This window comes from Bradyrhizobium sp. Cp5.3 (assembly GCF_000426265.1).
Taxonomy (GTDB): Bacteria; Pseudomonadota; Alphaproteobacteria; order Rhizobiales; family Xanthobacteraceae; genus Bradyrhizobium; species Bradyrhizobium neotropicale.
Window position 1 is genome coordinate 201,452 of record NZ_KE384515.1, and the last position, 15,326, is coordinate 216,777.

Genomic DNA, 15,326 nt, shown 5'->3' on the forward strand with positions numbered 1-15,326 from the left:
CAATGACGGAAGACATAGGAGACGTAACATGCTCAGAGAAATCCGCCCCGCGATCGTCCTCTTGCTGGCGCTCACCGCCATCACCGGCCTCGCCTATCCGCTCGCAATGACCGGCATCGCCGGCGCGCTCTTCCCGGCGCAGGCGCAGGGCAGCCTGATCGAGAAGGACGGCAAGGTGGTCGGCTCCGCCCTGATCGGGCAGGAGTTCAAGGACGACAAGTATTTCCACGGCCGTCCCTCGGCGACCCTTGCGCCCGACCCGAACGATTCGACCAAGACGGTCCCCGCCCCCTACAACGCCGCCAACTCGGGCGGCTCCAACCTCGGCCCGACCAGCAAGGCGCTGGCCGACCGGCTGAAGGAAGATGTGGACAAGCTGAAGGCGGAGAACCCGAACGCCGCCGTGCCCGTCGACCTGGTGACGACGTCCGCCAGCGGGCTCGACCCGGACATCTCGCCGGAGGCGGCGCAATTCCAGGTGCCGCGGGTGGCCAAGGCGCGGAATATGTCCGAGGATCAGGTCAAGCAGCTTGTGACGTCCCACACCGAGGGCCGTCTGCTCGGCCTGCTCGGTGAGCCCCGGGTTAACGTATTGGCGCTGAATCTCTCGCTGGATCGTGCTGCCGCGAAGTAGTGGACTAGGCTCGCGGCGCGCGGATGATTATATTGGTAAAATGGTCCGAGAGCGCCGCGATCCCGAACAACGTCCTTCGCCCGAGGCGCTGCTGGAAGCAGCGCGCCGGGAGGAGAGTGCGAGCGGCAAGCTGAAGATCTTCGTCGGCGCTGCCCCCGGCGTCGGCAAGACCTACGAGATGCTGCAAAGCGCCCACGCCAAGCGCAAGGCGGGCATCGACGTCGTGGTCGGTTTCGTCGAGACCCATGGCCGCGCCGAGACCGAGGCGCTGTTGCGCGGGCTCGAGGTGATCCCGCGCAAGAAGCTCGACTACCGCGGCCAGATGGTCGAGGAGATGGATCTCGACGCCGTGATCGCGCGGCGGCCGCAGATCGCCTTGGTCGACGAGCTCGCGCATACCAACGCCGCCGGCAGCCGCCACCCCAAGCGCTATCTCGACGTCGAGGAATTGCTGTCCCACGGCATCGACGTCTACACGGCCGTCAACATCCAGCACATCGAGAGCCTGAACGACGTCGTCGCCCAGATCACCCACGTGCGGGTGCGCGAGACGGTGCCGGATTCGGTGTTCGACCGCGCCGACGCGATCGAGCTGATCGACCTCACGCCCGACGACCTGATCCAGCGGCTGAGGGAGGGCAAGGTCTATGTGCCCAAACAGGCCGAGCGGGCGCTGGAGCACTATTTCTCGCCAGGCAACCTCACAGCGCTGCGCGAGCTCGCGCTGCGGCGCACGGCCGAGCGGGTCGATGAGCAATTGCTTACCCACATGCAGGCGAACGCCATCGCCGGTCCCTGGGCCGCGGGCGAGCGCATCCTCGTCTGTGTCAGCGAGGATCCGCGCGCGGCCGGCCTCGTGCGCTACACCAAGCGGCTGGCCGACCGGCTCCATGCGCCGTTCACCGCCATCTCGATCGAGACGCGGCGCTCGCTCCAGCTTTCCGACGAGGAGCGCGACCGGCTGGCCGATACGCTGCGGCTCGCGGAGGCGCTCGGCGGCGAGGCGCTGACCATTCCCGCCGTCGGCCGTCGCATTGCCGACGACGTCGTCAACTTCGCGCAGGGCAACAACGTCACCCAGATCGTGATCGGCAAGTCGACGCGCTCGCGCTGGTTCGAGATGACGCGCGGCTCCGTCGTGCATGATCTGGTGCGACGCGCCGGCAATATCAGCGTTCACGTCATTCCCGGCGACGAGCTCGCCGACCAATCGGCGCCGAAGACGGCGGTGCAGACCGCGGCACGCTCGGAGCCGTTCAATCCGTTGCCCTACGTGAAGTCGCTCGGGATCGTCTTGGTTGGCCTCGGCGCCGCCGAGCTGATCCAGCCATGGTTCGGCATCGAGAACGTCGATCTCGTTCTCCTGACCTCCGTGGTGGCAGTTGCGGTTCGCTACGGCCTGTGGCCCTCGCTGCTGGCAACGGTGGCGGCCTCGCTGTGCTATAACTTCTTTTTCATTCCGCCGATCTATACGTTCACGATCACCGATCCGACCAACGTCGCCGCCTTTTTCCTGTTCATGCTTGTGGCAATGCTGGTGTCCAACGTCGCGGCGCGCGTGCGCATCCAGGCCGACACAGCAATCGGCCGGATCCGTATGACCGAGCAGCTCTACGCCTTCAGCCGCAAGCTCGCCGGGACCGCCACGCTCGACGACGTGCTGTGGGCCAGCGCCTATCAGATCGCGCTGATGCTGAAGGTCCGCGTCGTGCTGCTGCTGCCCGAGGATGGCCTGCTGACGGTGAAATCCGGTTATCCGCCCGAGGACCAGCTCGACCAGGCCGACCTTGCTGCCGCCAACTGGGCCTGGAGCAACGACCGTCCCGCCGGCCGCGGCTCGGATACCTTACCGGGCGCAAAACGCCTGTTCCTGCCGATGCGCACGGGACGCGGCCCGATCGGCGTCATCGGCATCGACAATGACCGCACCGGCCCGCTGCTGACGCCGGATCAGCGACGCCTGCTCGACGCGCTGGTCGACCAGGGCGCACTCGCGATCGAGCGCGTGCTGCTGGTGGAGGACATGGATCGCGTCAAGCGCACCATCGAATCCGAGCGGCTGCGCTCGGCGCTCTTGACCTCGATCTCGCATGATCTGAAGACACCGCTCGCCTCGGTGCTGGGCGCGGCCTCGACCATGCGCGATCTCGCCGGGGCACTGTCGGATACCGAGAAGCGCGACCTGCTCGCGACCGTGATCGACGAGTCCGAACGACTCAATCGCTTCATCGCGAACTTGCTTGATATGACCAAGCTTGAATCCGGCGCCATCGTGCCGAACACGGCGCTGCACGATCTCGGCGAGATCGTCGGCAGCGCGCTGAGACGGGCAGCCAAAATTCTCACCGCCCACAAGGTCGAGCTGGTGCTGGCCGCCGATCTGCCGATGCTCGAGCTCGACGCGGTGCTGTTCGAGCAGGTGCTGTTCAACCTGCTCGACAACGCCGCGAAATATTCGCCGCTGGACACCACGATCTCGATCAGGAGCCAGCGGGACAAGGATCGGGTCGTGCTCCAGGTTGCCGACGAGGGCGACGGCATCCCGCCTGACGAACTCGAGAGCGTCTTCGACAAGTTCTACCGCGTGCAGAAGGGTGACCATGTCCGTCCCGGCACCGGGCTCGGGCTCGCCATCTCGCGCGGCTTCGTCGAGGCGATGCGCGGCACGATCTCGGCCGCCAACCGCAGCGACCGAAGCGGCGCCCTCCTGACCATTCGTCTGCCCGTTCCGGCACAGACCCGCGCATTGGATACCGCCGCATGAGTGCCGCCCCGATCAAGGTCCTGGTCATCGACGACGAGCCGCCGATCCGCAAATTGCTGCGGATGGGGCTCACGACGCAGGGCTACGAGATTCTGGAGGCTTCGAACGGGAAGACCGCGCTGGAGAAGCTCACGGAAGGGCCCGCCCTGATCATCCTCGATCTCGGCCTGCCCGACATCCAGGGGCATGATCTGCTGCGAACTATCCGCGCCCGCAATGAAGGCGTCCCGATCGTGGTGCTGTCGAGCCGCGGCGACGAGGCCGGCAAGGTGCAGGCGCTCGATCTCGGCGCCGACGACTACCTGACAAAGCCGTTCGGCATGGACGAACTGCTGGCACGCCTGCGCGCCGCGCTGCGCCACCAGCTCCAGGTCAAGGGCGAACGCCCGGTGTTCCGCACCGGTGACCTCTCCGTTGATCTCGTGCGCCGCATCGTCAAGGTGGGCGAGCGTGAGATAAAACTGTCGCCGAAGGAATATGACCTCCTGCGCGTGCTGGTGCAGCACGCCGGCAAGGTGCTCACCCATCGCTTCTTGCTCAAGGAGCTCTGGGACGAGCTGACGGATGCGCAATACCTGCGCGTCTATGTCCGTCAGCTCCGGCAGAAGATCGAAGCCGATCCGGAACGGCCGCAATTTGTGCTGACGGAGACCGGGATCGGGTATCGGCTGAAGGCGGGGGATTGAGCCAAGCCGTCATTCCGGGGCGCGCGTCAGCGTGGCGCCATGTTTCACAATCGTCACGATGGATTCCGGGCTCGATGCTTCGCATCGCCCCGGAATGACGACTTCAGTCAACCCGCCTTGCGATGCCGCGCCGTGGACCGCTGTGTCTTCTTCGTGCTGCGATGACGCCCGGTCGCGCGGCGTGCATGCGACTTGGCCGCCGTCTTCCTTCCCCCGCGCGCCTTCAGGCTCTGCTTCAGCGCGTCCATGAGACTGACGACATTGCTCGGCCGCTCCTCGGGCTCGGGCAGCTCGGTCTTCTTGCCGCTGGCTTTCCGCTTCACCAGCGCCTTCAGCGCGTCCTCATACTCGTCCTTGAATTTCGACGGATTGAAATGCGCGGCCTTGGTGTGGAGGATGTGCCCGGCGAGCTCGACCATGTCCTTGGTGATCTTCGGGCTCTTGATGTCGTCGAAGAACTGGTCCTCATCGCGCAGCTCGTAAGGGTAGCGCAATGTGGTGCCGAGCAGGCCCTTGCCGAGCGGCTCGATCGCCATGACTTGCTCGCGGTTGGTGAGCACGATCTTGGCGAGCGCAACGCGCTCCTGATCCTTCATGGCGTCGCGGATCACCGCGAAGGCGTCGGTCGCGGCTCTGCCGTCGGGCGCGATGTAATAGGGGTGGTTGAGGTAGCGCTGGTCGATCTCCTCGCTCGGCACGAAACTCTCGATGTCGATGGTATGGTTGCTCTCGATCTGGACCGCCTCGAGCTCTTCCCTTTCGATCTCGACATACTTGCCCTTGCGCAGCTCGTAGCCACGGGCCTTCTCGCCGTCCTCGACGACGTCGCCGGTCTCGGAATCGACCATCTGCTGCTTCAGCCGGTTGCCGGTCTCGCGGTTGATCATGTGAAACCGCGTCTTCTCGGCCGCGGTGGTCGCTGGGTAGAGCACGACCGGGCAACCGACCAGCGACAGCTTCAACGTTCCCTTCCAATAGGCGCGCGGAGCCATTCCATTCTCCAGTGTTTTCAAGACGTTTTAGGAACCCCAACCGGCCTGTTGGGTTTTGGTTCCGGGTAGGACTTTTGCCGTGATAGGCTTCAACGTGAGACGAACATGCGGGACCGGCCGTGCTGAGAAAGCTCTCCACCTATCGACAGAAACGAGATTTCGAGAAGACGCCGGAGCCCTCCGGCGAGTTTGCGGTCGCGCCCTCGAAGCAGCGGCGCTTCGTGATCCAGAAGCATGATGCGAGCCGGCTGCATTATGATTTTCGGCTCGAGTTCGACGGCGTCTTCAAGTCCTGGGCGGTGACGAAGGGGCCCTCACTCGATCCGCACGACAAGCGGCTGGCGGTCGAGGTCGAGGATCACCCGCTCGACTATGGCGATTTCGAAGGCACGATTCCCGAAGGCCAGTATGGTGGCGGCACGGTCATGCTGTGGGACCGCGGCTACTGGGAATCAGATGATCCCGAGCGCGGCTTTGCGAAGGGCGACCTCAAGTTCACGCTCCACGGTGACAAGCTGAACGGCAGTTGGGTGCTCGTCCGCATGCGAAACGACCGCACCGGCGGAAAACGCACCAACTGGCTCCTGATCAAGCACCGCGACGACTATGCGCGTGAGGGAGCGGACAACGACATCCTCGATGAGGACAAGTCGGTCGCCTCCGGCCGTGCCATGGAGCAGATCACGCAAGGCAGGGGCCGCGCGCCAAAACCCTTCATGCTGGCGAAGGGTACCAAAGGCAGGGCAGACGCGGTTTGGCAGTCCAACCGCACCGAGGAAACGAAAGGGCGCACGGTCAAGCCGGCGCCGCGCACGGCGTTGAAGGGCGGCAAGACGACAAAGAAGAAGGCGACGACGGCAACGACCGCCAAGGAAGTCTCGGAGTTGCCGGACTTCGTCGCGCCGCAGCTCTGCACGCCGGTCGAGCGTCCGCCGGCCGGCGACGGCTGGTGTCACGAGATCAAGTTCGACGGTTATCGCGTGCAGCTTCGGGTCCAGGACGGCGAGGCGACGCTGAAGACCCGCAAGGGCCTGGACTGGAGCGACAAGTTCCGCTCGATCGTCAAGGAGGCCGGCGCGCTGCCGGACGTGATGATCGACGGCGAGGTCGTCGCCCTCGACCACAATGGCGCGCCGAATTTCTCCTCGCTTCAGGCCGCGCTCTCGGACGGCAAGACCGAAGATCTCATCTTTTTCGCCTTTGATCTCCTGTTCGCAGAAGGTCTCGATCTCCGCCGGTTGCCGCTTGGCGAGCGCAAGGCGCGGCTCAAGGAGCTTCTGGAGGCGCGCAGGAAGAAGTCGAGCCAGATCCGCTTCGTCGAGCATTTCGAGAGCGGAGGCGATGCGGTGCTGCAGTCGGCCTGCAAGCTCGAGCTCGAAGGCGTGGTGTCGAAGAAGCTCGACGCGCCCTATCGATCCGGTCGCACCGAGAGCTGGACCAAGGCGAAATGCCGCGCCGGACATGAGGTCGTGATCGGTGGCTGGAAGACGACTAACGGCAAATTCCGCTCGCTGATGGCGGGCGTGCATCGGGGCGATCACCTTACCTTTGTCGGCATGGTCGGCACCGGATTCGGCGCCGACAAGGTCAAGCGCATCATGCCGCTTTTGAAGCAGGCGGCATCAAACGAAAGTCCCTTCGGCGGCAAGAACGCGCCAAAGAAGGGCCGTGACGTGCACTGGCTGAAGCCGGAGCTCGTCGCCGAGATCGAATTCGCCGGCTTCACCGCCGACGGCAATATCCGCCAGGCCGCCTTCAAGGGCCTGAGGCAGGACAAACCGGCCGAGGAGGTCGAGGCGGAAACGCCGGTCGATACCGAGCTCGCCCAACCTTCCGCCAGGAAGACAGGCGCGGCGAAACGGGTCGCGCGGCCGAAAGACGCCGGCACCGCCGAGGTCATGAGTGTCGTGATCTCGAAGCCGGACAAGGAGCTGTGGCCGGACGGCGGAGACGGCGAGGGCGTGACCAAGCTCGATCTCGCGCGCTATTTCGAGGCGGTCGGTGTCTGGATGATCGAACATCTGAAGGGGCGGCCCTGCTCGATCCTGCGCGCGCCCGATGGCATTGGCGGTGAGAAGTTCTTCCAGCGCCATGCCATGCAGGGCACCTCGAACCTGCTCGAGCTGGTAAAGGTCGCCGGTGACCGCAAGCCGTATTTGCAAATCGATCGCGTCGAGGGGCTCGCCGCAGTGGCGCAGATCGGCGGCGTCGAGCTGCATCCCTGGAATTGCGCGCCGGATGCCTACGACACGCCCGGCCGGCTGGTCTTCGATCTCGATCCCGCGCCGGACGTCGATTTTGCAGACGTCGTCGAGGCGGCGAAGGAGATGCGGCAGCGGCTCGCCGATGTCGGCATGGAGAGCTTTTGCAAGACCACCGGCGGCAAGGGCCTGCATGTGGTCGTGCCGCTGCTCTATGGGGCGCGGGACAAGGTGAGCTGGAAGGAGGCCAAGGCCTTCGCGCAAGGGGTCTGCCAGTGGATGGCCAATGACGATCCCGCGCGCTACCTGCTCAACATGTCGAAGAAGCTGCGCAACGGAAAGATCTTCCTCGACTACCTACGCAATGACCGCATGTCGACGGCGGTGGCTCCGCTATCGCCGCGTGCGCGCGCCGGTGCCACGGTCTCGATGCCGCTGACTTGGGCGCAGGTGAAGAGCGATCTCGATCCGAAGCGATATACAGTGCGAACTGTGCCGGGCCTGCTGGCGCGATCGAAAGCGTGGGAGGGATACGATGATGCGGCCGTATCGATCAAAGCGGCGATGAAAAAGCTTGCGGGGAAGATGAAGTAGGCTTCCATCAATGTTATTCCAGTTCCGCACATGTGCGCGGCCCGGAATGAAACCCCGTAGGGTAGGCAAAGCGAAGCGTGCCTACCATCTTCGATTTGTGAAACAAAGAGGTGGGCACGGCGCGTTGCGCCTTTGCCCACCCTACAACGCTACGAGCTCGAGCGCGCGGCTAGATCCGTCCCAGCAGAACCAATATCAGCAGGATAACGACGATGAGCCCGAGGCCGCCGCCGCCGTAATAGCCAGTGCCATAGAACGGGCCGCCGCCAATGCCGCTGAAGCCGCCAAGCAGTGCGATGATCAAAATGATCAGAATGATTGTACCGATCGTCATGCCAAATCTCCTCCAGCCCTTTGTCCAAGGGGTTGCTTGAACTTGTCCTGCTGCTGGGGGCAACTTGCCGCAAGTTTGTTCGTTCCGGTTGTGAAACGCGATCGCAGGCTTGATGCGCATGGAACCTTTGCGCTTGCGGCGCGGCGTAACTAGGTGAGGAGTCAGTCAGCACGGGGCAAAGTCATGTCTCAACCGCTTGTCGTTTCAATTCCGCACCGCCTCGGCCGCGAGGAGGCGCTGCGCCGGCTCAAATCCGGGCTTGGCCGTGCGGCCGCCAGCATTCCCGTGATACAGGTCGAGGAGGAGCGCTGGAGCGGCGACAGCATGAACTTCCGCATCCGCGCGCTTGGGCAGATCGCGAGCGGCCAGGTCGATGTTGCCGACGACCACGTGCGGCTCGAGGTGGTGCTGCCGTGGCTGTTGCAGCGCTTTGCCGAGATGGCGCAGGCCACTATCCGCAAGCGCGGCCAGTTGCTGCTGACCAAGGACGAGAAGAAATAGGCCTCAGGCGTGGGCGCGCTGCCGTGCGGGCTTCGCGATGCCGGCGGCGCGAGCCCCGATGACGGCCGCGGGAAAATCGCGGAAGGCCTGGGCTAGCGGCAACTGGTTGCCGGTGAGGTGCGGTGCGGTGTAGCCCGTCATGTCGACGGTGGCGTCGAGCTCTTCAAACACAGGCCATGCGCGTCCCGCCTGCGTGAAGGGCGAGAACAGCCGCCCAACGACGATGATAGCCGCGGCACGTCCGCGCCGGCGGGCGAACGCGACGAGATGGCCGGCGTGCGCGCCGTGGACCTCGAGCGGCTGGTAGTCGCCGCGGGTGAAGACGTCGGCGAGTTCAGTGCGCAGCCTGAGCAGGTGCCGCGTCCAGGCGAGCTTGAGTTGACCGTCCGGCCAGGTCTTGATCAGGTGGCTCCAGTCCGGAGCTTCCAGTGACGCCAGAACTGCATGCCGGCCGGCAAAGTCCACCGGACGACGGTTGTCAGGGTCGACCAGCGACAGGTCCCAGAATTCGGTGCCTTGATAGAAGTCCGGGACGCCCGGCAGCGTCGCCTTCAGCGTGAGCTGGCCCAGCGAATTCAGCGCGCCGAGCAGTGCCACGCGCCGTGCCAGGGTTTGCAGCGCCTCGAGAAATTCCCCGGATTGCGCGGGATCGAGGATCTTTGCGACGAAGCTCTTTACACCTTGCTCATAGGCCTGGTGCGGGTTGAGCCAGCTCGTCTCCTCCTTGCCTTCACGCGCGGCCTTGACCGCATAGGCCTGGATGCGTTCGACGAAGTCGGGGCCTGGCCCCTGAAGCGGCCAGGCGCCGAGCAGGGTCTGGTAGAGCATGTATTCGAATGTCGCCGACGGCGCGCGCATGCTGCCGCGGAGCGCAAGATGCGGCGCGTTCATGACCTTCCAGCGCGCTACCGCGCTGGTCCATTCGCCGGGGATCTCGCTGAGCGCGGCGATCCGTGCGCGGGCGTCCTCGCCGCGTTTGGTGTCATGCGTTGCTGTGGCCGTCATGCCGTGCGGCCATTCCCTGGCGCGCGCCTGCATGGTCTGGTGGAATGCGGGAAGCGCAAGCCCGGTGCTCGCGGGATCGCCGCCGACCTCATTGAGGGCGAGCAACCGGTGGAATTGGTAGAAGGCGGTGTCTTCGAGCGACTTCGCCATCATCGGTCCGGTGAATTGTTGCACCTTCAAGGCGAAGCGGCGCACGCGCGGGGTGCTGTGCTGCGGCCGGTCCGGCCTGAGCAGGTCCATGGTGAGGGCGTCGCGCAGGAACTCGAAAATGCCGTCGTCCGCGGCGAACCACTCCGCGCGGGCACGTTCGATCGTGTCGTCGATCAGCTTGCGATCGTGCTCGGTCGGTGCGCCCGTGGTGAGATAGGTGCGGTAGACCGGGAAATGCAGCACATAGAGCTCGAGCGCCTGTCGCAGGCTGTCGGCGGAGAAGTCGCGGGTCGAATAGTGCCCATTGGCGATGCGCGAGAGCAGCCGCGTCAGCACGGTGAATTCGCTGGTCAGCAGCGTCTCCAGCACGCGCCGCTTGGCCTCCTTGACATAAGGCGCAAGGCGCGGGGCGCGGTTGGAGATCTGCCGCCAGGTCTCGTCCAGCGCCTCCAGCCCCTTGGGGTCGACCAGCACCTGGGTGATCGCGTTCATCCACTCATAGCCGGTGGTGCCTTGGATCCCGGCGAAGCGCGGCAGCCGTTCGTGCTCGCACAGGATTTTTTCGATCACGGTGTAGAACGGCTTTGTGGTGCCTTGTGCGTCGCGCACCAGCCGGCGCAGCCGCTGGCAATATTGCGCGGGATCGCGCAGGCCGTCGATGTGATCGAGGCGCAGGCCCTGCAATTTGCCGTCGGCAACCAGCTGCTTCACCAGCCGATGCGTGGCTGCGAACGTGCCGGGATCCTCGACGCGCAGGCCGGCGAGCCCGTTGACGTCGAAGAACCGGCGATAGTTGATGTCGCTGGAGGCGAGCCGCCAGTGGCCGAGCTTGTAGTTCTGGCGCTCGAGCAGATGGTGCAACGCCAGCGTCTGCGCCGGGCGATCCTTGCCGGCGCGATAGGCGGCAAGGCCGTGCGCGATGATATCTGCGCCATCAGCGATCTCTTTGAGCTCCAGCTTGAAGGCGGGCGCTTCCTTGCGATTGGGCCGGCGCAGCCCGGTGTAGCGGGCGGCGAGCGCGAGCAGGCGCTTGCCGGCCTCTGTTCCGGCAGCGTCCGCCTCCTTCACGACCATCCGAAGCACCTCGCCGTAGCGCTCCGGCGCGATCGGCAGGCGATGTTCGTAATACCAGGCCGAAAAGCTGCCTTGGTCGGGATCGTAACGCAATGCGATCTCGCCGTGCTCGAGTGCCTCGCCATAGGACATGCCGAGGATCGGCAGCAGCACACCGCCGCGGGCGCGGTAGGGCAGCTGGTCCCAGTCGATGTCGAAGGAGACCGCCTGCGGCGAAGCCTGTCCCCATTCCAGCACGTCCAGCCAAAACGGATTGTCGGCAAAATGCACGCTGACGTGGTTGGGCACGAAATCGATGATGAGGCCGAGGTCGTGTTTTTGCAGCGCCTCGCTCAGCCGTGCGAAGCCGGCTTCGCCCCCGAGCTCGGGATTGAACTGGCTGTGATCGACGATGTCGTAGCCGTGGGTCGAGCCCTTGCGCGCCTTCATGATCGGCGAGGCGTAGAGATGCGTGATGCCAAGCGCCTTGAGAAAAGGCACCACCTCGGCAGCCCTGTCGAAATCGAAATCCGCGGTGAGCTGGAGCCGATAGGTGGCAAGGGGGATCGCGGGAGGCATGCTAACCTCCGAGACGCCAATGCACCGACCAGGGCGGAAGTCGGCCGCCGGCTGCGCCGCCCCAGATCGGCGTGCCTGCGTTGTCGCTGGAATGCGTGATGTCGTGGTCGGACAGATTGGCGGTCAGGCGCAGCATCGCGCCGTCCCCCATGCGCCAATGCGCGGTCAACAGACCGCCGTCCGTTGCCTCGGCATTGCCGAAGACCGCACCCTTCAGCCGCGGCGCGATCTCCTTGCGCCGAAGCGCGAGCAGCTCTCGCACCAGAGATAGGCGCGTCTCCTGCTCGGGCGCGCGATGCGTCCAGTCGAGCACGGCCGATTGCGGCGTTGCCGGATCGAGCGGGTCGGGGACCTCGTCGCCATATTTCGCGTAGGCCCAGGCGTATTCCTCCCGACGTCCCTTGCGCACGGCGTCTGCAAGGCCACCCTGGAAATCGCAGAAGAACGGGAAGGGGGCTGTCGAGCCCCATTCCTCGCCCATGAACAGCATCGGTATCATGGGAGCGAGAAGCGTGACCGCGAGCGCCGCCTCGATCTTTCGCGGCGATGTCAGGCTCTCGAGCCGGTCGCCGAGCGGCCGGTTGCCGATCTGGTCGTGGTTCTGGAGGAAATTGACGAAGGTCGCCGGCGGCAGCGCGCCGCTCGGCTCGCCGCGCGGCTTGTTGCCCCAGAATTCGGAGATCTCGCCCTGGTAGACGAAGCCCGAGTCCAGCGCGCGCGCAAGATCGAGGCGCGGCGTCTGATAGTCGCCGTAGTAGCCGGCGAGCTCGCCGGTCAGCATCACATGCCAGACGTGATGATAGTCGTCGTTCCACTGCGCGCGATATTTGCCGTTGGGCGGCTCCTGCGCGGCATCGAGCAGGCTGGCGCGATTGTCGCCATTCTCCAGCACGAGATGGATGTGGCGTCCCGTCGCCTTGGCGAGCTCGCCGGCGGCGACGCTGAGATCCTGCAGCATCGAGGTCTCGCCGGCAGGCGCGAGGATGTGGTTGGCGGCATCCAGCCTCAAGCCGTCAAAGCGGTAGTCGCTGAGCCAGGACAGCGCATTCTCGACCGCGAAGGCCCGCACCTGCGGCATGCGATAGTCGATCGCGCTGCCCCAGGGCGTATGCGCGTCGGTGAAGAAGGTCGGCGCGTAGCGCCCGAGGTAATTTCCTTCGGGGCCAAAATGATTGTAGACGACGTCGAGAAACACCATGAGGCCGCGCAGATGCGCCTCGTCGATCAGCGTCTTCAGATCGTCGGGACGGCCATAGGCGCCGTCGGGCGCGTACCACAGCACACCGTCATAGCCCCAGCCGCGACTGCCGGCAAAATCGGCGAGCGGCATCAGCTCCAGCGCGGTGATTCCGGTTGCAACGAGGTGATCGAGCTTGTCGATCATGGCGCGATATGTGCCGTCCGGCGTGAAGGTGCCGACATGGGTCTCGATCAGAACCGTCTCTTCCCAGGGACGGCCGCGCCAGTCCTTTGCACGCCAGTCGAACGCCGCGTGGTCGATCACCTCGCTCGGACCGAACACGTCGTCAGGCTGGAAGGCCGAAGCCGGATCGGGCACGTCGACCTCGTCGTCGATCCTGAATTTGTAACGGCTGCCCGCCGTCAGGCCGAGAATCTCGGCCACATACCAGCCGTCGTCGCGGCGGCGCATGGCATGACGACGATCGAGCAGCAGATCGACGCGTTTGGCGGCGGGCGCCCACAGCCGGAACGACACGCCGTCTTTCGTTGGTCTGGCGCCGAAGGAGGGTCTCATAGCGCGCCCGCGAAGGCGAGCACCGAGCGCGGCGGCGCTTTGCTGTCGCTTCCGGGCGCAAATTCGATCGTGTTCAGTTTGGCCTCAGTCGTGTTCAGGATCTGCTGCCAGCTCGTGTGTTCGGTCATGTTGGGCAATCTGAATGCGATCTCTTCGGGGGCGGCGTTCAGGACAATAAAGATCGCAGGTCCGCCCGGTTCCATCGGCCCCATCACATAAGAGAGAAAGCGCCCATCGGGGAAATCCCAGTCGCTCTCCTTCATCTCCTCGCCGAGAGGCGTCAGCCACAGGACGCCGTACGATGCGCCCTCCGTGGGACGGCCGTCGAGCCAGCGGTGGCTGCGCAGTTGCGAGAAGCGGCGGCGGATGTCCGCGAGATGGGCGACGAAATCGACCATGTCCTCGCCCTCGTGGCCGAGATTGTTCCAGCCGACCCAGCCGACCTCATTGTCCTGGCAATAGGCGTTATTGTTGCCTGACTGCGAGTTGCCGACCTCGTCGCCGGCGAGGAGCAGCGGCACGCCCTGCGCCAGCATCAGGCAAGCCAGCACGTTCTTCCGGAGCTGCCTGCGCAGCCCGAGGATTTTTGGATCGTCGGTCGGACCCTCGACACCGCAATTGTTGCTGTGGTTGTCGTTGGAGCCGTCGCGATTGTCCTCGCCATTGGCCTCGTTGTGCTTCTGGTTGTAGCTGAAGAGGTCGGCGAGTGTGAAGCCGTCATGGACGGTGATGTGATTGATGCTGGCGCGCAGCCGCCGTCCGTCATGGTTGAACAGGTCGGAGGACGCGGTCATACGGCTGGAGATGTCGCCGATCAGGCTGCCTTCGCCGCTCCAGTAACGGCGCATGGCGCTGCGATAGCGGTCGTTCCATTCCGACCATTGCGAAGGGAATGCGCCGACCTGGTAGCCGCCGAGCCCCAGATCCCAGGGCTCGGCGACGAGCTTGACGTTGGCGAGCACCGGGTCCTGGCGGACGGCAGTCAGGAACGAGCTGGCGCGGTCATAGCCGTTCGGGCCACGCGCCAGCGTGGTGGCGAGGTCGAAGCGGAAGCCGTCGACATGGCAGACCTCGACCCAGTAGCGCAGTGAATCCATCACCATCTGCAGCACGCGCGGATGGGTGAGATTCACCGACGAGCCGCAGCCGGTGAAGTCATCATAGTAGCGAGGGTTCTCGCGGTTCAGCCAGTAATAGGAAGCGTTGTCGATGCCGCGGTAGCACAGCGTCGGCCCCAGATGATTGCCTTCCGCGGTGTGGTTGTAGACGACGTCGAGCATCACCTCGATGCCGGCATCGTGCAGGCGCGCGACCGTGGTGCGGAAGGAGTCGAGTGCATTGTCCTGGGCGTAGCGCGGCTCGGGCGCGAAGAACGACAGCGTGTTGTAGCCCCAGTAATTGGCGAGCTTCTTCTCTACCAATATGCGGTCGTCGACGAAGCTGTGGATCGGCAGCAGCTCGACGGTGGTGACGCCGAGCTTCTTCAGATGCTCGATCATCGCCGGCGACGACAGGCCGCCATAGGTGCCGCGCAGGTTCGGCGGCACATCGTCGCGCTTCTGCGTCAGGCCCTTGACGTGGGCCTCGTAGATGACGGTGTCTTCCCAGGCGATGTGCGGCCGGATCTCGCGCCGGCCCCAGTTGAAGGTCTCGTCGACCACGACCGCCTTGGGCATGCCGCGTGCGTTGTCGCGCCGGTCGAACGACAGGTCCTCGCGTGGGCTGCCGGTGCGGTAGGCGAAATGCGCATCGCTCCAGACCAGCCGTCCGGCGAGCCGTTTGGCATAGGGGTCGAGCAGCAGCTTGTTGGCGTTGAAGCGGTGGCCGTGCTCGGGCTCGTAGGGGCCGTGCACGCGATAGCCGTAGAGCTGACCCGGTGAGACGTCGTTGAGATAGCCGTGCCAGACGTCCTCGGTGCGCTCCGGCAGTTCGATGCGTTCGAGCTCGCGGCGGCCCTGGCTGTCGAACAGGCAAAGCTCGACTTTCTGCGCGTGGGCCGAGAACAGCGCGAAATTGGTGCCGCGTCCGTCCCAACTTGCGCCGAGGCGTGCGGACGATCCGGCGGTCAGGCGCATGG

At 65.0% G+C, this 15,326-nt stretch carries 10 protein-coding genes; 5 read left to right on the forward strand and 5 right to left on the reverse strand.

Features of this window, described 5'->3' with window-relative positions; translation table 11 throughout:
• The first annotated feature begins 28 nt into the window (after positions 1 to 28).
• From K289_RS0141905 to K289_RS0141915, 3 genes are read left to right on the forward strand one after another with little or no spacing between them, the layout of a single operon-like run.
• Complete coding sequence (locus K289_RS0141905; protein ID WP_027556734.1) at positions 29 to 634, forward strand: K(+)-transporting ATPase subunit C; 606 nt, start codon at positions 29 to 31, stop codon at positions 632 to 634.
• Between the two features lie 40 nt (positions 635 to 674).
• Positions 675 to 3,398, forward strand: a complete 2,724-nt coding sequence (locus K289_RS0141910) for a sensor histidine kinase KdpD (RefSeq protein WP_027556735.1) — start codon at positions 675 to 677, stop codon at positions 3,396 to 3,398.
• A complete protein-coding gene (locus K289_RS0141915; protein ID WP_027556736.1) occupies positions 3,395 to 4,084 on the forward strand; it encodes a response regulator in 690 nt (229 codons plus the stop codon). The genes K289_RS0141910 and K289_RS0141915 overlap by 4 nt, the downstream gene beginning before the upstream one ends.
• A gap of 107 nt (positions 4,085 to 4,191) precedes the next feature.
• On the opposite strand, the gene K289_RS0141920 is transcribed toward K289_RS0141915, so the two are convergent.
• Complete coding sequence (locus K289_RS0141920; protein WP_027556737.1) at positions 4,192 to 5,076, reverse strand: Ku protein; 885 nt, start codon at positions 5,074 to 5,076, stop codon at positions 4,192 to 4,194.
• Positions 5,077 to 5,195: 119 nt separating this feature from the next.
• Between K289_RS0141920 and ligD the strand changes: the two genes are divergently transcribed.
• Positions 5,196 to 7,871, forward strand: a complete 2,676-nt coding sequence (ligD, locus tag K289_RS0141925) for a DNA ligase D (RefSeq protein WP_027556738.1) — start codon at positions 5,196 to 5,198, stop codon at positions 7,869 to 7,871.
• Positions 7,872 to 8,040: 169 nt separating this feature from the next.
• On the opposite strand, the gene K289_RS50075 is transcribed toward ligD, so the two are convergent.
• Complete coding sequence (locus tag K289_RS50075; protein ID WP_084788973.1) at positions 8,041 to 8,205, reverse strand: DUF3309 family protein; 165 nt, start codon at positions 8,203 to 8,205, stop codon at positions 8,041 to 8,043.
• A 183-nt stretch (positions 8,206 to 8,388) separates the two neighbouring features.
• Here K289_RS50075 and K289_RS0141935 point away from each other — a divergent pair, with 183 nt between their 5' ends.
• Positions 8,389 to 8,706: a polyhydroxyalkanoic acid system family protein gene (locus tag K289_RS0141935; RefSeq protein WP_027556739.1), complete on the forward strand. Its 318-nt coding sequence runs from the start codon at positions 8,389 to 8,391 to the stop codon at positions 8,704 to 8,706.
• A 3-nt stretch (positions 8,707 to 8,709) separates the two neighbouring features.
• Here the strand turns inward: K289_RS0141935 and treY are convergent, their stop codons facing one another.
• Genes treY through glgX form a run of 3 tightly spaced genes read right to left on the reverse strand, consistent with a single transcriptional unit; the run spans position 8,710 to position 15,324 of the window.
• The gene (gene treY / locus K289_RS0141940) at positions 8,710 to 11,493 is read right to left on the reverse strand and encodes a malto-oligosyltrehalose synthase (protein WP_027556740.1); all 2,784 of its coding nucleotides are present in this window, start codon (positions 11,491 to 11,493) and stop codon (positions 8,710 to 8,712) included.
• 1 nt (position 11,494) lies between these two features.
• Positions 11,495 to 13,249, reverse strand: coding sequence for a malto-oligosyltrehalose trehalohydrolase (gene treZ, locus K289_RS0141945; protein WP_027556741.1), 1,755 nt, complete (start codon positions 13,247 to 13,249; stop codon positions 11,495 to 11,497).
• Positions 13,246 to 15,324, reverse strand: a complete 2,079-nt coding sequence (gene glgX, locus K289_RS0141950; RefSeq protein WP_027556742.1) for a glycogen debranching protein GlgX — start codon at positions 15,322 to 15,324, stop codon at positions 13,246 to 13,248. Before glgX ends, treZ begins: the two co-directional genes overlap by 4 nt.
• Positions 15,325 to 15,326 lie beyond the last annotated feature (2 nt).